The organism is Bradyrhizobium sp. WYCCWR15520 (assembly GCF_056174665.1).
Map to the genome: position 1 here is coordinate 1 of NZ_JBWBWM010000069.1, position 20,506 is coordinate 20,506.

Annotated in this window: 17 protein-coding genes; 6 read left to right on the top strand and 11 right to left on the bottom strand. The window is 58.7% G+C overall.

Annotated elements, in window-relative coordinates; genetic code table 11:
• Window positions 1-420: 420 nt before the first annotated feature.
• The 7 genes from AC0QUY_RS39655 to AC0QUY_RS39685 form a co-directional block, all read right to left on the bottom strand.
• A complete protein-coding gene (locus tag AC0QUY_RS39655) occupies window positions 421-1,281 on the bottom strand; it encodes an Effector protein NopP (protein ID WP_246738299.1) in 861 nt (286 codons plus the stop codon).
• Window positions 1,282-1,427: 146 nt separating this feature from the next.
• On the bottom strand, window positions 1,428-2,006 hold the full coding sequence (locus AC0QUY_RS39660) for a tetratricopeptide repeat protein (RefSeq protein WP_161855448.1): 579 nt from the start codon (window positions 2,004-2,006) through the stop codon (window positions 1,428-1,430).
• A gap of 33 nt (window positions 2,007-2,039) precedes the next feature.
• Window positions 2,040-4,157 (bottom strand): type III secretion system export apparatus subunit SctV, encoded by a 2,118-nt coding sequence (gene sctV, locus AC0QUY_RS39665; protein WP_161855447.1) that lies wholly within the window; start codon window positions 4,155-4,157, stop codon window positions 2,040-2,042.
• A gap of 441 nt (window positions 4,158-4,598) precedes the next feature.
• On the bottom strand, window positions 4,599-5,123 hold the full coding sequence (locus AC0QUY_RS39670; protein WP_161855446.1) for a hypothetical protein: 525 nt from the start codon (window positions 5,121-5,123) through the stop codon (window positions 4,599-4,601).
• A gap of 30 nt (window positions 5,124-5,153) precedes the next feature.
• Window positions 5,154-6,041 (bottom strand): SctD/MshK family protein, encoded by an 888-nt coding sequence (locus AC0QUY_RS39675; RefSeq protein ID WP_161855445.1) that lies wholly within the window; start codon window positions 6,039-6,041, stop codon window positions 5,154-5,156.
• Window positions 6,042-6,161: 120 nt separating this feature from the next.
• Window positions 6,162-6,368 (bottom strand): hypothetical protein, encoded by a 207-nt coding sequence (locus AC0QUY_RS39680; RefSeq protein WP_028350678.1) that lies wholly within the window; start codon window positions 6,366-6,368, stop codon window positions 6,162-6,164.
• Window positions 6,369-6,414: 46 nt separating this feature from the next.
• Window positions 6,415-6,702: a hypothetical protein gene (locus tag AC0QUY_RS39685; RefSeq protein ID WP_202639381.1), complete on the bottom strand. Its 288-nt coding sequence runs from the start codon at window positions 6,700-6,702 to the stop codon at window positions 6,415-6,417.
• Window positions 6,703-7,355: 653 nt separating this feature from the next.
• On the opposite strand from AC0QUY_RS39685, the gene AC0QUY_RS39690 reads away from it, so the two are divergent.
• Window positions 7,356-8,786 (top strand): DUF1521 domain-containing protein, encoded by a 1,431-nt coding sequence (locus tag AC0QUY_RS39690; protein ID WP_161855444.1) that lies wholly within the window; start codon window positions 7,356-7,358, stop codon window positions 8,784-8,786.
• A 644-nt stretch (window positions 8,787-9,430) separates the two neighbouring features.
• Here the strand turns inward: AC0QUY_RS39690 and AC0QUY_RS39695 are convergent.
• Window positions 9,431-9,640 carry a hypothetical protein gene (locus AC0QUY_RS39695; RefSeq protein ID WP_161855443.1) on the bottom strand — a complete coding sequence of 70 codons (210 nt, stop codon included), beginning with the start codon at window positions 9,638-9,640 and terminating at the stop codon, window positions 9,431-9,433.
• Window positions 9,641-9,996: 356 nt separating this feature from the next.
• Between AC0QUY_RS39695 and AC0QUY_RS39700 the strand changes: the two genes are divergently transcribed.
• From AC0QUY_RS39700 to AC0QUY_RS39710, 3 genes are all read left to right on the top strand, one after another.
• Window positions 9,997-10,131, top strand: a complete 135-nt coding sequence (locus tag AC0QUY_RS39700; protein ID WP_256380287.1) for a hypothetical protein — start codon at window positions 9,997-9,999, stop codon at window positions 10,129-10,131.
• A 697-nt stretch (window positions 10,132-10,828) separates the two neighbouring features.
• Window positions 10,829-12,163 (top strand): M16 family metallopeptidase, encoded by a 1,335-nt coding sequence (locus AC0QUY_RS39705; protein ID WP_246738770.1) that lies wholly within the window; start codon window positions 10,829-10,831, stop codon window positions 12,161-12,163.
• Window positions 12,160-13,584 carry a M16 family metallopeptidase gene (locus tag AC0QUY_RS39710; protein WP_161855442.1) on the top strand — a complete coding sequence of 475 codons (1,425 nt, stop codon included), beginning with the start codon at window positions 12,160-12,162 and terminating at the stop codon, window positions 13,582-13,584. The genes AC0QUY_RS39705 and AC0QUY_RS39710 overlap by 4 nt, the downstream gene beginning before the upstream one ends.
• 977 nt (window positions 13,585-14,561) lie before the next feature.
• Here AC0QUY_RS39710 and AC0QUY_RS39715 read toward each other — a convergent pair.
• Entirely contained in the window at window positions 14,562-15,311 is a 750-nt protein-coding gene (locus AC0QUY_RS39715; RefSeq protein ID WP_202639117.1) for a hypothetical protein, read from the bottom strand.
• A 329-nt stretch (window positions 15,312-15,640) separates the two neighbouring features.
• A complete protein-coding gene (locus tag AC0QUY_RS39720; protein WP_161855441.1) occupies window positions 15,641-16,339 on the bottom strand; it encodes a nodulation protein NolW in 699 nt (232 codons plus the stop codon).
• A gap of 933 nt (window positions 16,340-17,272) precedes the next feature.
• Between AC0QUY_RS39720 and AC0QUY_RS39725 the strand changes: the two genes are divergently transcribed.
• Complete coding sequence (locus AC0QUY_RS39725) at window positions 17,273-17,416, top strand: hypothetical protein (RefSeq protein ID WP_161855440.1); 144 nt, start codon at window positions 17,273-17,275, stop codon at window positions 17,414-17,416.
• A gap of 1 nt (window position 17,417) precedes the next feature.
• The gene (locus AC0QUY_RS39730) at window positions 17,418-20,039 is read left to right on the top strand and encodes a hypothetical protein (RefSeq protein ID WP_161855439.1); all 2,622 of its coding nucleotides are present in this window, start codon (window positions 17,418-17,420) and stop codon (window positions 20,037-20,039) included.
• Between the two features lie 361 nt (window positions 20,040-20,400).
• Here AC0QUY_RS39730 and AC0QUY_RS39735 read toward each other — a convergent pair.
• On the bottom strand, window positions 20,401-20,506 hold a 106-nt coding region (locus AC0QUY_RS39735), incomplete at its 5' end, for a transposase domain-containing protein (RefSeq protein ID WP_146101462.1).

Below are 20,506 nucleotides of genomic sequence, written 5' to 3' on the forward strand. Positions count from 1 at the left end.
TATCTTTGCCTATATCGAGGGCTTCTACAATCGGACTCGTCGTCACTCCGCCATCGGCTTTATCAGCCCGATCGAGATGGAGCTAAAAGCAGCTTAACCCTGTCCATTTTTTCGGGGGAAGATCACCTTTCTGACACCCTCGGGACGCATCGGCGAGCGGGCACTCACGGAACTTTGGTGAGCTGCCCCGAGAGGATTTCGCCAGCCGGACCATAGCCGCTCGATTTGCCGGCTCTCGATGAGAATAGCCGGCTCGCTCTTTTGTCCAACCAGCAAAACCAACGCTTAGCGCGGGTGAGGGCCGTGGAGGCGATGAGCCTTCTTGAGCAACCTGAAGTGCTGCATGGCGAGACATAAAACGGGTATTGTGACCCACTGGCAATCCGGTCGCTTCGCGTCATCTATCTTCTTCGGACCAGTCTACATGAAGTCACCGTCGTCCCAATCCGGCGTGGTATTTCGAGCAAGCTGGGCCCCTCTGGTACCACTGCCGCTAGTGTCAGTAGCTTTAAGATACAATGGAGGCTTGTTTTTCCGCTGCCATTCACCATCATCATTCTTCGTCCACTTGTTAGGATGCTTGGTAGGGTCAAGCACCATCATCGAGTCACTCACCTCAACAAAACCCAACGCCGCTGCGCGGGCTTTCGCGTCGTCGTTGACAGCATGAGAGAGGAGCAAAGGCCGTTCGCCGTCGAGCCGAAGCTGATGTTCCAAAAGAATATCACCTGCGTTCTCCACGAGAGGATGAGTAACCCGAAAATCTACAGTGGATGTGAGTTCGGTCCGTTCGGGAAACTGTTCCCGCCAGCGCGCGCGTGCCTCTTCATCTTTGAACACATTACTCATGCTAGCTCCGCCTTCCGTTCGCAGAAGTCCAACACTCTTGTTGCCTAACTGATAGCTGAAATAGCGTGCGCTTTCCGAATCAGGTTTCTTACCGTGGTCATAGGCAACTTGTGCTGTGCGTGCGGCTTTCGAGGATACGGGAAGCGAGTATTGCTGTGATTTGGCGGCGATATCCCCGATTTCATCGCCATAAAAGTCCTTCACCTTTTCTTCGAATTCAGACCTTTTGATCTCCACCACAGGAGGTCGGCGAACGAGGGAGTACGAGGGGTTTGCTCCCGACGAGCTAGCCCTCGGCGCCGCTATGTGCATCCCAGCAAACATGTCCGCAAAGCGTTGGCTGTCTGCATCAGATTCCGCGTGGCTGGGGGTGGATTGTCTGATTTCATCAGCGTCGGAAGCGCCAGGGGAGCTATTGATTCGGCCATGCATGGTGATTGGGTTTCCTATCGGTGAAGTGCTCTCGCACGGAGTTCAGGCTCGTCGGGCACCGCGAAGTTGATAGTCAGCCTAGCTGACGACGAGCTGACGCGCAGGCGTTAAGCGTGTACGATCCGGCGTTCTACGCCAAGGCCACGCTATGGCGAACGCGGCAGCGCACGCGGCTCGTGCGAAAGCTGTTGTAGGCTGTCAGATCCGGTATCGGCATTCCCAGCAAGTGCGAGCGATAGGCCAAGATTGTTGCGTAACATCTGATTGCCTGGGGCGGCTGCGAGAGCCTCGCGATATAGCGCTTGTGCCTCATCATGACGCCCCTGGGAGTCGAGGGCCACCCCTTTTGCGTTCAGGGCACGCAAATCACCAGGAACTGCAAGCAAGATCTTGTCAGTTACCTCAAGTGCTTCACCCGCGCGGTTCTGTGCCATAAGGGCCTGGGTCAGCGAGATTGCCGCATCGACGTTGTCTGGCTTTCGCTTCAGAGCCTCACGCAAACTCTCCTCGTCCGAAACTCGGAGGAGGGCGTGTGCAATGCGCTCGCGCATAGCAGGATCGATGTCCTTGGCGCCCAGCAACTCTGGCCGCGGCGTCTCTCTAACTTGATCCAAACTGGCACAACCACCAAGCACAAGAGTGGCGAATAACGCGAGGAGAGTTAAGCCCGAGGGCGGATGAAACGCATACAATCGAGCAGCGAACGTTGTTGTTGGTGAACTCATGCCGTCCATCTCACAAGCGACTGCTGTGCTCTGTTAACCGTTTGCGGCAAGCAGGGTGCGTTGTTCTGCTGTCGGAGCTTTTTCCTTGGCACCTGTAAGCTTGAGCGACCCGACCGGCTGTACCGTAAAATCGGAGGCGAGATCCTGATAAGACAGAACAGGAAGATCGATCCCGTTGCGGGTGAGGAAGCCGCGGACGAAGCGTCGGATATCCAGCGAACTCAGGATGACGGGCTGGCTCTGACCTGCTGGCACGCCCGAATGAATTTGGCGCAGTTGCGACAGCAACATCTCGCTATGCCGGTCCTCCAGCGCGAGGTACGGCCCGACGGTAGTCTCTCGAACCGCACTGCGAATTACATCCTCAGTTTCACGTTCGACGATAAAGGCGGGCAGAACACGGTGAGCGTTGGCATGGCGAAAGCAGATTTGCCGTCTTAGGCCGGAGCGGACATATTCGGTGAGCAGGACGGCGTTTTGCTCGCGTTCGCTCCATTCGGCGAACGCCTCCAAGACCAGCCGCGTGTTACGGATCGGGATGCCCTCGTCGAGCAGGCGCCGCAAGACATCGGCGATCCGGGGAACTGGAGTCGTGCGTAGCACTTCCTTCACCAGGTCGGCATATTCCTGCTCCATCCGGGCAAGCAATTGTCGCGTCTCTTGAATGCCTACCAAGCGCTGCGCATATCGCGTCAGTACGGAACTGACGCGCAGGGCGATGATTTCGCTCGGACGGTGATGCCCGATCCCGGCCGCTTTGAGAGCTGGTGCATGGCTCTGTTCGATCCAGATCCGGTCGGTGTCTGGATCTTGCCGATACGGGATGCCACTCAATTCAATGTTCGCTCGGTCGTCGATGAGCGCGAGCTGCGTCGGATCGACTCGATCCCGTTCAACCGGCACCCCTTCCACATCTAGCCTGAACTCGGATTGGGCCAAACGTTGATCAACCTGGACTGGAATGCGGGGGATCGTGATGCCAAGATCGGCTGAAACCAGTGCCGAAATGCGAGCGATGTGCTGCTCAACTTCCTCTCTATCAATCGCGTTTACCAGGTTAGGTGCAAAGAAAACCGCGACCGGAAGCGCTTCCGCAGGTATGGTTTGCCTTTGAGCCTGCGCTGGTGTTGAGGTCGGAGCACTAACGATGGCTCCCGTCTTGGAGTCCGTGTTCGCGCCTTGCACACCGCCTTTGACATAGCTTGCCCCGGCAAAAAGTGCGGCCAGCAGGAGAAACGGGGGCAAGGGGAAACCAGGTATCAGCCCCATGAGAAGTAAGACGCCGGCCGCTAGCCGCAATGCCTGGGTACTGGCCGTGAGTTGGTTGATGATATCGGCACCAAGCTTGAGCTTGGAAGGACCATTTACACGTGTGACGATGGTTGCGGCCGTAACCGATAGGAGGAGCGCCGGAATCTGAGAAATCAGCGCATCGCCGATGGTGAGCAGCGTATATTGATGCAACGCCTCATCGACCGACATGCCCTTGGAGAGCAGTCCGATGCTGATTCCTCCCAGCATGTTGATGCAGATGACTATGAGGCCGGCAATGGCATCCCCTTTCACGAACTTCATGGCGCCATCCATTGCACCGTGAAGTTGGCTTTCTCGCTCCAGTGAAGCTCGCCGGCTGCGTGCCTCGTGCTGATCGATATGACCGTTGCGTAGCTCCGCGTCGATAGCCATCTGCTTGCCTGGCAGAGCGTCGAGCGTGAATCGTGCTGAGACTTCAGCAACGCGCTCGGCTCCCTTCGCGAGAACCATGAACTGCACCATGGTCACGATCAAAAATATAACAATTCCGACCGCGATGTTCCCTGATATCACGAACTCACCGAAAGTATGAATGATGCTGCCGGCGTCTCCTTCAGCGAGAATCAGCCGCGTTGTCGCGATGGTCAGCGCCAGCCGAAAGACGGTAGAGATCAGGATAACGCCGGGCAGGGACGAGAAATCCAGTGGCGTACTGAGATACAAAGCAACCATCAGCAGCAATACGGCAAAGCCCAAATTGAAGCCGATCAGCATGTCGACCACGACGATCGGCATCGGCATGATCATCATTCCGATTGCCAGAAGCAGCATGAACGCGACCATGAAATCCGGGTGGAATGGCGCGCGCACGATAAGCTTACGAAGAAGGTGTGCCATGGAGAGCCTTCTTATTGTTGTTGCGTTGGGGCTGTCCTGCCACGCATGGACACGTAGTCTTGAAAGACTGCCCGCGCCTCGTCCATACGGCCGGCCCGTCGTAGCGCGTGACTGCGGAGAAGCATCAAAGGCAGACGCGAGGAGGGCTCGTCGTCAAGCGTGTCTAGTCTATCAAGCGCCGCAAGTGCTTCATCGCCAAAGCCCTCCGAGATGAGAGCATAGGTAAGAATGCGAAGCAGGTCGACGTCTTGCGAGTAGTCATGGGCAATGAGTCGCAACAGAGCGAGAGCTCGTGCGCTCTGTCCACACGCAAGGTGGACGAAGGATATTGCGCAGACCAAATCGCGCTCCTGCCCGGAGATTGGCAGGACATCGCCGGTCTTGGAAGCATCGGCCGGCGGCGGTGGACTGGCGAACTGCGCTCCGCCCGAGTCCATCATGCTAGCTCCCAATTAAGCTGTTTTGGTTCTGCCGGAGCAGGATGAGCCGCCGGAGCTCCTGCTGCAGGGCGTCGGTCCCTTCACGCGCCGAATCCTCCGGTCCGGCCCGTAGCCTATCGGCCAAGCGCTCCAGAAGAACACTATGATTCTCTGCTCGCAGCACGTCCGGATCACGCAGGCGTGGTGTCACGAAGGAGAGCAGGCCAGTTGCGAGGTTGCGGCCATAAAGTGAAGCGAGTGCCGCACGGGGATCGATCTCAGCTATCCGTACGCGCCTCTCGTTGAGACTGACACGCGAGACGGCATCAATATCGTTTACATCAAGCGCGGCCTCGATTTGCAGATCCGGCGCCTCGGTATCCGGCCAAACCGACCCGTGCCTCTTCTCGCCACCGCCATCGGTGCCATGGATCTCTAAATTATGGACTTGAGGCAGGGCCGGCTTGTTCGCTGGCGCATGGTCGTGGGTGTTGAGCCTTTGCGAAGAGGTGCCAAGTCCGACAGGATGCTGGGGCAGCTTGGTCATGACGTTCTCCTTTCCTGCGGCGGTGGAGCTCTAATAGGGGAGAGCAGCAAGCCGTCCATTCCGGCTGAGCAGTACACGTCCCGCCTCGATTCGATCGACCGTCCATCCATCGTTCAACAGCGCGCCCACGAAGTACTTTTGGCCACCAATAAGAAGATAGGGGTGGGCTCCGCGCCACACCGCCTGGACAGCGATTGAGGAGGGCGGCTTATCCTCCTTCACGGTCACTCCATTTACGAGTGTCAGCGACCCGTTTGTACGCTGATCGAACCATTGCTGAACCTCCTGCCATTTACTGACTGTCGCAGGTGTCACGGTGCCCTCGGCGCTGACCACACCTAGCCCAGAACCGATTTTAATATTGAGAAGTCCCGCCTTGTTAATCTCAGCTTGCAGCTGTGCGGCGGCCGCATTGAGGGGGCGATCATCAGGACCGGTGAGCGTCAGCTTGGGTGGAAGTGCTGCGACAGGGGGCGCACCGGGGCTCAGTGCACCGGCACTGCCGTCAAAGAGAAAGCTGATCGCAAGAGTGGCGATCCCGACAGAGCTCAGCAAGACCAAGGCGACTGCTATTATCGAGACACGCGACAGGCCGATTGATGCTTGTCCCGAATCCTGTGTGCAGCGAATGGACATCGCGCCCGCATGAACGACTGCAGGAAGAGAAATAACAAGCCGCTTGCCTGCGGCAATATCTCCGCTTCCTTCTATGCTGACTCCGGCTGCTAGGGCCTCGATCTCCATCGAATCGTGCAGCGGCGTGAGACGGAAGTGATTGGGCTCGAGCCCCTGTTCGACGAAGACGATATCGGCATCGAGGCTACTTCCGATAAGGCTCGTTCCGACGGGCGCTTCACCGGTCACCCCGGAATAGAGCCCTGATAGCACTTCGAAATGAACGGAGGCGGGTTCATTCACGGAGAGTCTCCTGAGCAACGAGAAGCCGTACGGCGTTGCCGTACGGCTGGTTCCGAATTCGTCAGGCTGTAAAGAGCAGTCAACACGCGAAAAGACGGCCGCCAGCTCCCGCTTTCAGCGCTAACTCACGCGCTCGTCGGCAACCTTCTTTTCGGACGAGAGCTCGGTCGTAATTCTGCGCATCACGATGCTGTTGGCCTGAGCTTGTTTGCTGACACGCTCGAGCTCGGCGAGCTGCGCGGCGAAATCGCCAGCCCCCGTAGCACCGGTTTGCTGATTCGTTGCGACTTCAGATGCCGCGGGGGAACCGCCAACTGGAGAAACCATATCGACTCACCTTTCTGTTCGGAAGTTGTTGCTACTGCTAACCAGCCTAACCAGCTGGCGTGACGACGGCAGGAAATGAGATCATTACATGCGCGCCCGGCGCGCCATTCAAGAGCGTCAATTCGCCGTTGCCATGGTTACACTGGGGGGTGCCTCCTGCGGCAGGGCCATTATCCTTGGCAACCTTCTCAGCATCAGCCTTCTCAGGCTCCAATGTGTGAATAACTTTCTCGAACGCGTGGTCGAGTGCCCCACCGACAGCGGAACCAATAGCCGCTCCCGACGGTCCACCGAGCCATCCACCAGCGGCGCTTCCGATCATTTCTCCAATCATCGCATTCTCCTGTGTTCACTCCACTACGCTCAATAGACGACTCATCGCCTACAGGTCAGCACTCTCATCCTAGGAGGATTACCTTTCGAGAAGCTGACGAGTCTCACAAAGGCCGCGGGCAGGCGGATAAACAAGACGACCGTGCTGTTCGTGTGCAAGTGCCCGGCCTCGCAATAATGAGCGAAACCAATTTCGAACAGGTGCTCCTAAAGACCTCTCGAGCATTCACGCGAGAGGCTCGACCGGCATCCTTCAGAAGAGCGTGGTCGATAGCCGGCCGCGCGTCCAAAGATGTCGTTGTTACGACGCCCGTTATGAGGAGCGGTTCGCGATCACATGCTCTCAACATTCAGGTGATCCGGAAGCTGATGTGCTGGTAGGTATTCTATCGTCAGCTTTTCGACAGGTATTCCGGATAAGCTTCCGGCGACTTGGATACGCTCGACGTGAGAGTCCCGATTGCCGACGGGCAAGGGGGAGAAGTGGTCCGCCGATCAAGGCTGTTGTCACCTGCAAAAAGAAACGCGAGAGCGCCTGCTGCTGGCCGTGACCTGGGATTGGTTTTGAAGGGCCTCGGCGCAACGTGCCAAGTTGATTGTGCGGGTGGTCCTCGCAGTCTGTCGCTTCCTTCAATGCAATAGGAGTGAATGAAAATGCCGTATCTTCCCGTGGTGGGCGGTTTCAATCCGGCGGTAGGGCTCGTGCCTGAAGGCGTGCCCACCGTTCCAATGTTCAACGTCGCATTGGGGCAGTACGCCGGCGCTGCCGGCGCCCCGGCGGGGGCCTACCAGTACCTGCCGGTAAATAGTCCGGTCGTTGTCGCCCCCGCCGTCCTCAGTCCAGCCTACGTTGCTCCAACCCTTCTCGCCCCGCCGCCGCCTCCCCAGTTCGCGTCGGTCGCCCAGAATCAAAGCCCGTCGTCCGCAATTGATCCGGTGTGGACGAATGAGGTCCATGATGGCAAAGCCACGATCCACCTTGGCGATAAGTATACAATTACGGCGGACGAGAAGGACGGCACCTGGACTGTCCGCAACAACGAGACCGGCCATTTGACGAAGATCCACGGCGATCCTCACTTCGATGCTAACGGAGACGGCAAGGACGACTTTGATTTTAAGAAAGGCATGACCCTGCAACTCGATGATGGCACGAAGATCACCGTGGATACGGCCGACTACGGCAATGGCAAGAGCATTTCGTCGAAGCTCACCATTACGAATGGCAGCAACGCCATGGTTGTCGAAGGACTCGGTGACGATAAGGATGGTGCCGACAATCTTAAGGTCACGCAGTTAAACGCTGGCCTCACGCTCGATGCGCTGACATCAGATGGTTCACAAACGATCCATGAGCAAGGTCAGGGTTGGGTTGACGGCGCCGGGCGCGAGGTGGACCAGGCGAGTATCGATGCTGGTGAAGAAGGGCGCGCCCCGGGCGCCGGCTCTCAGTCCCAGTACACTCCTCAGCCGCTCGCTACTCCATCGTACTACTACTATACTCCAGTTTTCGTTCCTCCTCCACCGCCTGTGTCGATGACCCCAGTTGCGGTTAACCAGAGCCCGCCATCGAAAACTAATCCGGTGTGGTCGCATGAGGTTCATGACGGCAAGGTAACGATCCACCTTGGCGATAAGTATACAATTACGGCGGACGAGAAGGACGGCACCTGGACTGTCCGCAACAACGAGACCGGCCATTTGACGAAGATCCACGGCGATCCTCATTTCGATGCCAATGGCGACGGGAAGGACGACTTCGATTTTAAGAAAGGCATGACTCTGCAACTCGATGATGGCACGAAGATCACCGTGGATACGGTCGACTACGGCAAGGGCAAGACCATTTCGTCCAAGCTCACCATCACGAATGGCGACAACGCCATGGTTGTCGAGGGGCTCGGGGACGACAAAGATGGTGCCAACAACCTGAAGGTGACGCAGTCCAATGCTGGCCAAACCCTCGATCAGCTGACGTCGGATGGTGCACAGACGATATATGAGCAAGGTAAAGGATGGGTCGATAGATCCGGATGGCAGGTCAACCAGGCGAGCATTGACGCCAATGAGCAGGCCGCCGGGTGAGGCCGATCTGGGCGCCATTCCAAGAATGGGAGCGGGCGTTGCCGCCCGCTTTCCCATGCTCCTTAGCGCGCGTAGGGAAGCACGTCGCTTGGGGTGCCCAAGCATTATCCGCGCTTTCGATGATTTGATTGGCATTTCTGTGCCGGTAACAGTCTGCAACGAAGGCACAACTGGATGAGTGGGGGCGTCTCGAGGAGTGAGAGCTGACCCACAAGAGGGGACGCGCCTCGGCGCCCGGTGCGCGGCGAATACCAAGCGGCAGCAATGCGCGATCTATCGCATTTGCGGCCAAGAGCGACGCGCCAACTCGTTAGGCGCGTCAACAGTCGCTAACAGCGCGCGAGGACAGGAAGACCCTGTTTGGTCTCTCACTCCTATAAGACGCCTTGTGACGGCGATTGCCTGAAGCAAGGCGAGTCCGTTCGACATGTGAGCCGGACGTCTTGGGCTACCAAGATACGGATGACCGGAGTGGCCCGAAGCGAAAAGAGCCTAAGAACTGTCACACCAAGCTTACGGCAAGTTGTCTGAACGACCAGGCACCATTGAGGTGCGAATCCTCCGGCTGCTGAGAAGCTCCTCTCCGTCCCCTCTTCTCATCGTTGCATGGATGGACATTTGCGCTCGTGGCTTACAGGACCGAATCAAACATCCTCTTCTGTATCGTCCATGGCAGAGTCTAAATCGGCTTGCGCATCGCTTACAATTCGCATTGCGAGCATGCCAAGAGCCATTTCGAAAGCTTTGCGTTGTTGCATGGCCTGCGAGTTGGCCTCATCGGCCGCCTCGGTTCCGTCAAAATCCGCGCCGTTATTGCCGCCCGCTGCTCCGATATTGGGTGCACCTGCGTTCATGTTCGTAACACCGCCTATAGATAACCCACACTCGCATGCTAGCGAGGTTAGCTTTCGAGAAGCTGACGACGCTCAGGACGTTCATGATAAGCCATTGGAGACCGCATCGATGTTTCCGTCAGGTGCGGCGTTGGTGGTCTGCCGAAGAAAAGCGAGCGCTGGTCGAGGAAGAGTGTTGCGGCGGACAAGATGGTCTCGGTGGACGCTAGCACGCCGGCTATCCGAAAGGCCTGTTCATTAAAAAAATTCCTGCAGGGCAGCAGCTCTCGGCAGGGGCCGCCAGGAGGGGCGTCCGACTTGACTGAGGCGTTCAAGCACCTACGAAGTTGTAGGGCAAGGAGACGATGGAGGTCGACATGCTGCGTGAACCCGTGGAGCGCGGTCGAGCAAAAAACGAATTGCGCGTTCGTCATCATTGCCGGGACCAGCCAATGAAACAGGCCGAACGTGAAATCGTCGACATGCGAGCACCTGATCTCGCGTGTCGCTGAAGTAGCGCTTGAAATAGCGAGTTGGCCCGTGCTGGAGGGTGAGCTGCCTTGAGCTCAAGGCGCGCTGTGAGGAACAGGACAAGCGGTGGAATTCGCCGGGCCTGAAACCTTCCAAATGATCTTCTTCGCGAATCCGCTAGGACCAAAGCGCGTAGCGTCGAAGCGCGGAGCGCCGCGACAGGCTTTGGATATTTCTTGGCAGGCGCCAGCTGCGGCCGCGAAATGGTGCAGCGGTGCCTGCGAAGCGAGATCAAGCCTGCGGCATGTGGCGTCGCAGGATTTAGACGAACGCGAGGCGGCGAGTTGTCGTGAGTTTTCGTGTGTAACGTCGCGTCCGTAACATGTTGGCAGATACCAAACAAATCCGGCCTTAGCTTTCGAATAGAAAACAGGCAGCGCGCTTCGTTTTGCCTACCAGCTGCCCGCGCGGCGGCCTGTGCGCACAAGCACCCGGCGATTGGCCCGGCTTTTGCTCCGCTGCTTGCCTACGGCGTGCGGCTCCCCTGCTTTGTCGGGATCGTCCGCTCCAGAATGTGGATCTCGATCGACCAAAGGCGATGCCATGAAGAATTGGAGTTCCGTGACAACCAAGGTGCTAGGCACGGCCACTGTTGCAATGGCCTTAATGACGCGCACCGCGCTGGCGGTCGAACACAACGTTGAATACAAAAAGGATAATAGCAGCAATTTTAGCCACATTCCTGAAAACAGGAGCGTGCTTGCACAGATCACCGAGACCTCGGAACGACCAGCAAGCTTTACACTTGCGAACGGCCTGCAGGTGGTAGTGATCCCCGATCATCGCACGCCGATCGTGACGCAGATGATGTGGTATAAGGTCGGATCCGCCGACGATACGCCGGGCAAATCGGGGCTTGCACATTTCTTCGAACACCTGATGTTCAAGGGCACAGCCAAGCATCCGCCCGGCGAATTCTCCCGGACCGTGCTGCGAGTCGGAGGCGACGAGAACGCCATCACCTCGATGGACTACACCAGCTATTTCCAGCGCGTGCCGCGCGAGCAGCTGGCTAAAATGATGGAACTCGAGGCCGACCGGATGACCGGTCTCATTCTCAAAGACGAGAACGTGATTTCCGAGCGCGACGTCGTGCTGGAGGAATTCAATAGGAGCGTCGCCAACAATCCCGATAGGCGGTTCACCGAGCAGATCAGAGCGGCGCTTTACCTCAACCACCCCTACGGCCGCCCCAACCTCGGCTGGCGGCAGGAGATCGAAAGACTCGACCGCGAGGACGCGCTCGCGTTTTACAAGCGCTTCTACGCGCCGAACAACGCGATTCTGATCATCGCGGGCGACGTCGATCCAAAGGAAATCCGCCCGATGGTGGAAAAGAATTTTGGCGACATTCCTGCGCAGCCTGCAATCCCCGCGAAGCGCATGCGGCCACAGGAGCCGACGCCCACGGCACCCCGCACCGTGACACTCTCCGATCCCCGCGTCGAGCAGCCCACCTGGCGCCGCTATTATCTCGTGCCATCGGCTTCGACCGCGGCCGCAGGCGAGAGCACTGCCCTCGACGTGCTCGCCAAAGTTATGGGCGGTGGCACCAACTCCTATCTCCACCGTGTGCTGGTCATCGACAAGCAGCTCGCCATCAGCACTGGCGCGAGCTACCAGGGCACCTCGCTTGATCCCTCGCAATTCATGATTTCAGCCACGCCGAAACCCGGCGTCCACTTCGCCGAGATCGAGGACGCGATCGACAAAGTGATTGCCGACCTCGCGCAAAATCCCGCACGCGCCGAGGATCTCGAGCGCGTCAAGACCAAGCTGATTGCGCAAGCGATCTACGCTCAGGACGATCAGGTAATGCTTGCGCTCCTGTACGGCCGCGGGCTCACGACGGGGCTCAGCGTTAAGGATATACAAAGTTGGCCTGACCGCATTAGCGCCGTCACCCCCGAGCAGGTGCGCAAGGCCGCGCAGCAATGGCTCGAAAAAAAGCGTTCGGTAACGGGCTATCTGATTAAGGATTCTGCGCCCAAACGCGAGGAGAAGCGCTCGTGACCTATTCCTTCACACGCCGTGCCGTCCTCGGTGGGGCTTCGCTCGCGATAGCCACGCTCCGCTCTGCACCATCGCTTGCCGCGACCAGGATTCAGCGCCTGGTCTCGCCCGGCGGTATCGAAGCTTGGTTCGTGCAGGACGCCACCGTCCCGCTGATCGCGATGGAATATGCCTTCGCCGGCGGAGCGACCCAGGACCCCACAGACAAGCCCGGCGTCGGCCACATGGTTGCCAGCCTGCTCGATGAAGGGGCCGGCGATCTCGACTTCGAGACCTTTCACGAGCGGCTCGACCGCCGCGCCATTGAGCTGAGCTTTACCTCGAGGCGCGACCAGTTCCGCGGCTCTTTGCGAACGCTTAAGCACAACAAGGACGAGGCTTTCGATTTGCTGCGGATGGCGCTGACCTCGCCGCATTTCGATGCGCTCGATGTTGAACGGATCCGTGCTGCGGTGCTCGCGAACCTTCGGCGCGGCTCCACCGATCCTTCAACGCTCGCCAATCGCAAGTTCCTCGAAGTCGCTTTCGACGATCATCCATATGCCCGCCAGGCCGGAGGCACCGTCGAGAGCGTGCCAAAAATCGACGTCGCCGATTTGAAACACTATGCCCGGCGCGTGATCGCCAAGGACACGCTCAAGATTGCGGTGGTGGGTGACGTCGATCCAGAGACGCTTGGCAGACTGCTCGATAAGACGTTTGGTAGCCTGCCGGCCAAGGCGGAGTTGACAGAGGTAGCCGATGTGATCGCGGCCAAAGCGCTGCAGTGCGTCTTCATTCCGCTCGACGTGCCGCAAACGGTCGTGACCTTCGGCGGTGCTGGCGTCCGCCGCAGCGAGCCGGATTTCATGGCCGCCTATGTCGTCAACCATATCCTCGGTGGTGGCGGGCTGTCGTCGCGGCTGTTCCGAGAAGTCCGCGAGAAGCGCGGGCTAGCCTATTCCGTCCATGAGGCGCTCTTGTGGATGGATCATTCCGCCGTGTTTGTCGGCACTACCGGTACCCGGGCCGATCGCGCCAGCGCGACGGTCGAGGAGATCGAGAAGCAGGTCCGCCGCATGGCCGAGGAAGGCCCGACCCAGCAGGAACTCGATGACGCCAAGTCGTACCTGAAGGGCTCGCAGATGCTGGCGCTCGATACCTCATCAAACCTTGCGCGGGCGCTGCTGCAGCATCAGCTCGACAAGCTGCCGATCGACTATATCGAGAAGCACAGCGCGCTCGTCGATGCGGTGACGCTGCAGGATGCCGGGAAGGCGGCGCAGCGGCTGTGGGGCCAAGGTCTGCTCACCGTCATCGTCGGCCGCTCCCCACTGGCTGCAGCCCAGTCGACCACCGCGCCATCGGCCACGACGCCGCGGCCCGCTGCAGTACAGCCAGGCACCGCGCCATCAGCCGCAACGCCGGTAACACCCAATTAACTTGGTATATTCGTGAGGTGACATGCGATTTGAGCCTCTTTTTTGGGGGCCGCGACAGGTGCGGTCGTGGCAAGCGGTGCCGTCAATGCGGCGGATCTCGGCCCCGGCAGTATAGGTCCCACCGGCACTGTCGGAGCCGGACGAGAGATATATCGGCGGGCACGTCGGAGCCGGCGACGGCCGGCGATCGTTTAGTGATCCTTATGTCGGTCGATTTACAGTGAGTCGTCGATACCCCTGTGTTCCTGGCTCGAGGTCAGATCGGCCAAAACTGGCGAGAGAGCACTGCGTCTTTTGGCTCGAATTGGACACCGTGGGCGCTGCCTCGGACGGTACAAACACCTGTCTTGCCGTCTTCGGCATTGTCGTGAGCGCAAAACTCAAAGCATGTCCCGACGTCTTCGTCATCGGGCCCTGCGTTGGCCCGCACGGCCACACGCTGGCCTCTTTCAAGGCAGGGTTGGGTTGGGTCGCGGCGATGTCGTCAATAGCAACGAATTTTGTCGTGCGCCACACGGGGTCACTCATCTCGACTATGGTCGTCTCAGTGCCACCCTCGGCGCGGGCGTCGAGCAAGTGCTCACGCCGGCATGGTCGGTTAAATTCGAGCCGGCATCTAAGATTCGAGGGAAAAAGCACAGCGTGGAACGATGGGGCACGTTCCTGCAGGCTCCATACAAGTTAGACTGAAGATGCTCGCTCGTCGCTCTAAGCTTCGCACGGCCGAGACAATACAGTGACGGGGGCACGGATGCTGCAGCTAGGTCGTGTAAACTCTTGGTATTCCCTTGAACCGCCAATGCCTGACCAATTCTCTGAAAGGACGCGTTGGGTACACTCATCTTAGGAGGCCAAGATAGCCAAGTTAGTCGACGCCGTCCGAAAGGACGTCGCCAAATGCTCCTGCCGTCGGCGACGTCCCGAAGGTCTGCTGGCAGCACGGCTATGCCCGTGCCGCGGGCTGGGCTATGAAATGCCTATTCGGCGGGCGCGTCGCCGTGCGGCTGTCCAGGCCAAAGGCCTGCGTTCAGCGACGGTTTGACACTAACAAACCCGTCTTGTCGCAATTCGGCTGTGTGGGGCACACCCAGCATGGTGAAAGTTGTGGTCGGGGAGGTATTGGTGGGCAAGAGTCCGGCCCTCCTTAATATGTTGATCTCCGCATCCGAGGCCGTATGGGGAAAGAAGACCCAGTGGTCGGCTATGAGACGTTCGTTTTCTGGAATGAAATTCGTGAGTTCCAACAGCGCAGCCCCGGCGGACGAGGACGGCCCGGCTCGCGACGGCCCGGCCTTCGACGGCCCGGCTTGCGATGGTCCAGCTTGCGATGGGCCAGCTTCCACATGCTGCCAAATCAGCTCAGGATCGAACTCGGGGAGTTCCGCGATGGCTTGAGCAATCGGCTGCTGCGAGCCTGGCTGCGGAGAGCTTTCCCTGTCGGCCACCAATGGCCCGGGGGAGGGCGCAGCCGGCGCATATAGATCATCGTCCCAATCCAACAGTGATGGATCGGGATGCCCCGACTCCAAGTATTGCGAATAGGGATGGCCGGCGTCCAGATATGGCGAGTAGGCTTCGCCCTGCTGCACGGGAGACACCGCAGCAGGTGGCGGAGCACTACCTTCGAACTCGCTCAGCTGGTGCTCAAAGCCCGCTGGGTCCGCGGGCGGTGATGGTGAATCGGGCTGCGGGCTCGTGTTCGTTGGGCTGATTGAGTTGAAATCCATCCTGTTCCTCCTTTGAAAGTTCGGCTCGGGCCCTAGTTCGACGAAGACCATTTGCATTGCGACCTCCAGAGGACCGTTTCGAAGGCTCGTGGAGTGCAGCCTCCGAGCTGCCGGCAAAAATGGCGCCAGCCACGCTTGCCGTTATTCCGAGCATCGGGTGCCCGACGTGCATCTCTATTAAGATGGATAGGCGGCATCGCCGTCTAGACATCCGCTCTCTCATGCTAAGAGAGTGAGCTTTCGAGAAGCTGACGAGCGTCAAAAGGATTCGCAATGAGCCAATGGTGACGGCACTGACTTCCGCCGAAAGCTGCCGCGCATTTTCAATTTCATCTCTGGCCTGGCGCAGGCTCGCGCACGACGCTGTCCTGACGCGGCGCGTCGGAAGAATAGGGGGCTTCCGGTCGTCCATCGCGAACGACCGTGGTTGAGGAGCCACGAAATAACTTCAGCACCGATTCCCGCGGCTGCTTTTCGATAGCAGCGTGCGGCCGCGCCTGCGCCTCCGCCACAAGGCCGTTAAGCGTCTGATCCAAGAGCGCGATGAAACGTGGTGGACCAGAAACCAGGACGAGGCCATCTCCTGGTGCCGGTCTCACAAGATAGCGCTCGTCGGAGATGTCGAGTGCATCGAGGGCCGCTTTGAATGCATCGAAGCTGATCGGCTTCAATACAAGCAGACGACTTTGCGCCTCGCTTGCAGCAGATACATACAGCACGAGCCCATCGTAGTACCATTGAAGATTGTAGAGATTGGTCAACCGATCGAGGAACTCGCGCGGTGGCAGATCTGGCATGCGTCCGCGAATCCGACCCTTCACTTCGCCGCTTACGTTTACTCTGATATTGAGGTTGTTACCGAATTCCAGCAGTGCGGCAGACAGGTCCTGATCCAGAACAGTGTAGCTATAAGGTGCCGAAGGCAGCGAGAGCTGAGCCCCAAAAGCCGTGAGTGCGCCGGTGCAAAGGAAAACTCCTGCGCACGCAAATCGGTTCAAAATGTTCAGGATGGTGCGTCGGCTTAGCATTCCCAAGTCCTTTAGTCCTGAGAACAAGTATTAAGACTTCGCCCAAATTGGAAGCCGAGCGTGATCTCTAAAATGGCCTTATAGCTCGCGTGGTCGTCAGCTTGCGGTCAGCTGGCCTCTTTACGGTATTGACCATCAATCTTAACAACGGCCGATGTTTCATCGGCGCCAAACCAATGACACCTTCGATCATTCTAGGCGCTATGCCGATCTCTCTGAACCCTGCCGAAGGTCTGTCCGGGCTCTGTCAGCCGGCAACTATCGGTGAGCAGAGCCAGTTTCAGTAGACTTTTGTTCAGGTGGGGTGCCTTCGATTCAAGACGCTGCCTCCTCAGTCGTAGATAGATCGGTATTGATTCCGATATCGGAAGGTCACCGTGCAATAACACAGGCGAGTCCGGTGGGCGAGCGCGTCCTCCAGGCACCCACTCTCTCTCTCTGCAATATATCGGAGCAATACAGGTCCATCTGTTGGCAGTGTGCTCGCCTGGATGGTTCGGACCGAGTGATACCAGCCAGTTTTGCCCAAAGCCGTCATCAGCATCGGCGCGCTAAAGATGCGCCGATGCTGCGTCCAAGGACGTAACACTGACTTGGTGCGCCCATTGGTGACGGAGCTTGATCGATGAAGCGAGCTCCCGTCATAGATATGTCGCCAGGCGAGATAATCGCGCATTGGCCCATCGGCGCGTAGGATTGGCTCGTCGCGGGTAAACCGTTATGCCTTACGTGTCACGGCTCTTCAGTAGAGACGAAGCAGAACCACACAATTGAATCATCCTGAGAACTCGTCAGCTTTTAGAAAGCTAAGCATCCTAAAATGAGAACTGGATTCTCAAGGGCGAGGCCGCCTAGCGAGCGCAAATGGAATGAACGCGGCAGCGCGGCAGCGCGGTAGTCGGGATGGGCTCGATGTAATCGGAGGATCGCGGCTTGGAGCTGCGCCAGTTTCTTGTTGTTGCTGTTTTCGATTGGACAACGAGATTTGCTGTTGAAGCCTCCCTCGCCTTGAGCCGGGCACACGTCCGAGCTGAGCTGGCGGATTTGCGCACAATCGACATTCTCAAGGACGATTAGAGTGGACCGCAACAACATCAACCCATTCAGCCCTGGTGAGTTTCAGGCGTACAACGCCCCGCTGCAGCAGCAGGAGCAAGAACCGGGCAATACGAGCCAGCAAGCGATGTTTGAGCAGCAGCTGAGCGAGCTGCAACACAGTGCGTTTTATGAGAACTCCGCAGAAGCGGGTTCGCCTGATGGGCAAACCGCAGACCGAGGTGAAGCGATTCGGCGCACTGATGTCGGCGATTTGATGCAGGTGCCGCCCATTCAGGACCACGCATTCAGCAGAACGCGCCAAAGCCTAGACATAGCCCATACTCCCTTCGGCCATTCGACTGAAGTGCCGTCCAAGCGAAGCCGCGAGAACGCTGGCCCGGACGAGGAGCTTTTTTCTAGATTCCGCGAGGCATCAAAGAAAAGCCGAGCCAGGGATGGCACGATCCGCGAGGAAGCCAAGAAAAGCGGACCAAGCGATCGCACCATCCGAAGGGATCTAGAGGTGCTGCGCAACTTCAGCGCCTGGAGTCAGGCGAAGCAGAAGCCACCAATCAGCAGCCGACTAGAGAATCTTCAGGCATTGCGTGCCGAGGGGAGCGAGTTTGCGGCCAATGATGTTGGCTTGGGCGCTCGTATCGAGGCAGCGTTGACAAGGCTCGAGCAATTCGCAGTCGGGGCGCCGGTGACAACATTGACGCGAGGGGGCCGGCCGGTTGAGGCTCCCGTCACCGCAGTTGGAGCGTCGGTGATGACATTGCCGCGGGGCGGCCGGCGGGTCGAGGCTCTCGTCCCCGAGGACGAGGCGCTCATCAACGCTGCGTGTGACGAAGGCGGTAAGCGCGGCTTTGCGGAGGTGACCATGCAGGAGTACCGTAGGGCTCTTAACAGCTTCGGTAGGTGGCTCAACAAGCGCGGGGTGAGTATTACTCAGGCTGGCTCCGAGGAGCGAGACCGCTATATTAACTCTGGGAAGGGCTCGTATCTTAGAGAGTTTCCACGCGCGTGGAATCTTCTTCAGGACTACCGACAACGCGCCAACGCGCCGCAGCCGTTCCCGCCACAGGAAGTTTCCGCCAGCGCGGATGACGAGGCGCTTTTTCTCAGATTCAACGAGGTGGCCCCGAAAATCGGCGTGAACCTTTGGGCACTTCGCCAGTTCAGCGCCTGGCTTCAGACAGCACAGAAGCCCTCAATCACGGGTCGGGTTGAGAATCTAGAGGCTTTACGTGCCGAGGCCGACGAGTTTGCGGGCGATGACGTTCGCTTGCGGAATCTTCTCAGGACGGCGTTGCCAAGGCTCTGGCAATATCAACAAGCTGTCGAGGCGAACCGAGCGCTGGGGTTGGGTCCACCAGGACAAGCGGGCTCGCTCGCCGGGCAAGGCGCTCCGCAGCCGAGCTCGCTTCAGGAGCTTCCGGCAACGCCCGCTACTCCGAGCGAGGGAGCGTGGGATTGGTTTAGGGAAGCGATGCAAGAACCCACTCCATCGTCCACACCACATCGTGGACTGCAGCCCAGCTCGTATCAGGAGCTTCCGGCAACCCCGGCTACCCCGAGCGCGGGAGCGTGGGATTGGTTTAGGGAAGCGATGCAAGAACCCACTCCATCGTCCACACCACATTGTGGACTGCAGCCCAGCTCGTATCAGGAGCTTCCGGCAACCCCGGCTACCCCGAGCACGGGAGCTTGGGATTGGTTTAGAGAGCAGATGCAAGAACCCACTCCGACGTCGTCCACGCCGTATCGTGGCTCGCAGCCCAGCTATTGGGACTGGCTTAGTGAACAGGTGCAACAACGCGAGCCATGGTCGTCTGCCAGGGCTGCGGCGTCAAATATCTACGGCGGCCTTGAGCCAGTGCCTGATCCGAATGCGCCCACAGCGTCTGAGTTTGACTATGCGCACTCTGCGCCGGCGCGTGGTATCGCCAGACCCCCGTCGTTCATCGGGCCATCATTGCCCCCTCAAGAGCTACCGGAAATCGGACATATGGTCGACAACTGGCGCCACCGTTCCCAACCTGCCTCGGACACCCTGATCGACATACTCGGTAACGCCGGCCTCTTGCCGAATCAGTTCGGCCCAACACAGTTCACCATCGAGAGTCAGCTTTACTCGGCCACGTTGGGACCGGGAGGACGCAGGGACGTTCAACTCATCCATCATCCGCGCGCTAGCCAGATGAGTGAAGTCCGGAGATCGCGTCAGCCGCTCCGCGAGCCGGCGTCAGCCAGCGCTCCCTCAGACGTTTATGGCAGTGTTGAATCACTGGTTGAGCTCAATCCAATCACACGGTCCGAGTTGCGTGACCATGCTCAGCCGGTGCGGGGCGCCGGCTCGTCGTCTCCTGGATCATCAGGGGCCTATCGCCGCCGAGCGGAGTTACCGGATATCGGACCGTTTCTCGGCGACGATTGGAACCACAGCCGCTGGGACAATCAAGGCCAGGGCCGAGAGGTCTCGCACAGCGGCATGATGTACATACTGAACACGTGGAACCTGCTTCCGACCCCGCAGAACCGGCGCATACAGTTCACCATAAACGGTGAGCTCTACACGGCCGAGTTGAGGAGCAGGCAAAGTAACGCGATCTTGGGATCCGGCCACGTCGTTTATCTCATCTATCACCCTCAAAGCGACTGAAGTACGCGCTTGGGCTGGGAGTCCCCGAGTTCTTCGTTTCGAAGCGCCCAACATCCCATGGCAGCGAAACTGCGAATTCCGACGATCTCGCGCGCGTGTACCGACGCGCTGCGGCCTGCGCCGTCCGAGATGATTTCGCCAACATTCCGGGATGATCTTGCCGGGCGTGGAGGCGTCTTCTGCGAATGCTTCTGGCTCCGAGCAAGTCGCACGGGAGTGGGACCTGACGTGCCAGCGAATAGGGAGCGCCCGGACGGTCCTAGACATGAACTCCGCCAGCGCCCTAGCTCTCGAAGGAGGTACTCTCGGCAGTTTCACGGCATCGAGGAGCTGATCGATAGTAAGCGGCAAGCTGAGGCCGTCAGGCGGCGTGGTTCCATGGCATAAGCGCGTCGATTTCGCTGCTCGGCCAGCCGTTGGCGATACGCTGAAGCGTGAGGGTGAGCCAGGCGAACGGATCGACGTTG

Excerpts from the sequence above, each read along its gene's own strand:
- AC0QUY_RS39720 (WP_161855441.1), bottom strand. The coding sequence starts at position 16,339 with ATGCTAAGCCGACGCACCATCCTGAACATTTTGAACCGATTTGCGTGC.
- AC0QUY_RS39690 (WP_161855444.1), top strand. The coding sequence starts at position 7,356 with ATGCCGTATCTTCCCGTGGTGGGCGGTTTCAATCCGGCGGTAGGGCTC.
- sctV (WP_161855447.1), bottom strand. The coding sequence starts at position 4,157 with ATGGCACACCTTCTTCGTAAGCTTATCGTGCGCGCGCCATTCCACCCG.
- AC0QUY_RS39685 (WP_202639381.1), bottom strand. The coding sequence starts at position 6,702 with ATGATTGGAGAAATGATCGGAAGCGCCGCTGGTGGATGGCTCGGTGGA.
- AC0QUY_RS39660 (WP_161855448.1), bottom strand. The coding sequence starts at position 2,006 with ATGAGTTCACCAACAACAACGTTCGCTGCTCGATTGTATGCGTTTCAT.
- AC0QUY_RS39700 (WP_256380287.1), top strand. The coding sequence starts at position 9,997 with ATGCTGCGTGAACCCGTGGAGCGCGGTCGAGCAAAAAACGAATTGCGC.
- AC0QUY_RS39655 (WP_246738299.1), bottom strand. The coding sequence starts at position 1,281 with ATGCATGGCCGAATCAATAGCTCCCCTGGCGCTTCCGACGCTGATGAA.
- AC0QUY_RS39715 (WP_202639117.1), bottom strand. The coding sequence starts at position 15,311 with ATGGATTTCAACTCAATCAGCCCAACGAACACGAGCCCGCAGCCCGAT.
- AC0QUY_RS39670 (WP_161855446.1), bottom strand. The coding sequence starts at position 5,123 with ATGACCAAGCTGCCCCAGCATCCTGTCGGACTTGGCACCTCTTCGCAA.
- AC0QUY_RS39695 (WP_161855443.1), bottom strand. The coding sequence starts at position 9,640 with ATGAACGCAGGTGCACCCAATATCGGAGCAGCGGGCGGCAATAACGGC.
- AC0QUY_RS39680 (WP_028350678.1), bottom strand. The coding sequence starts at position 6,368 with ATGGTTTCTCCAGTTGGCGGTTCCCCCGCGGCATCTGAAGTCGCAACG.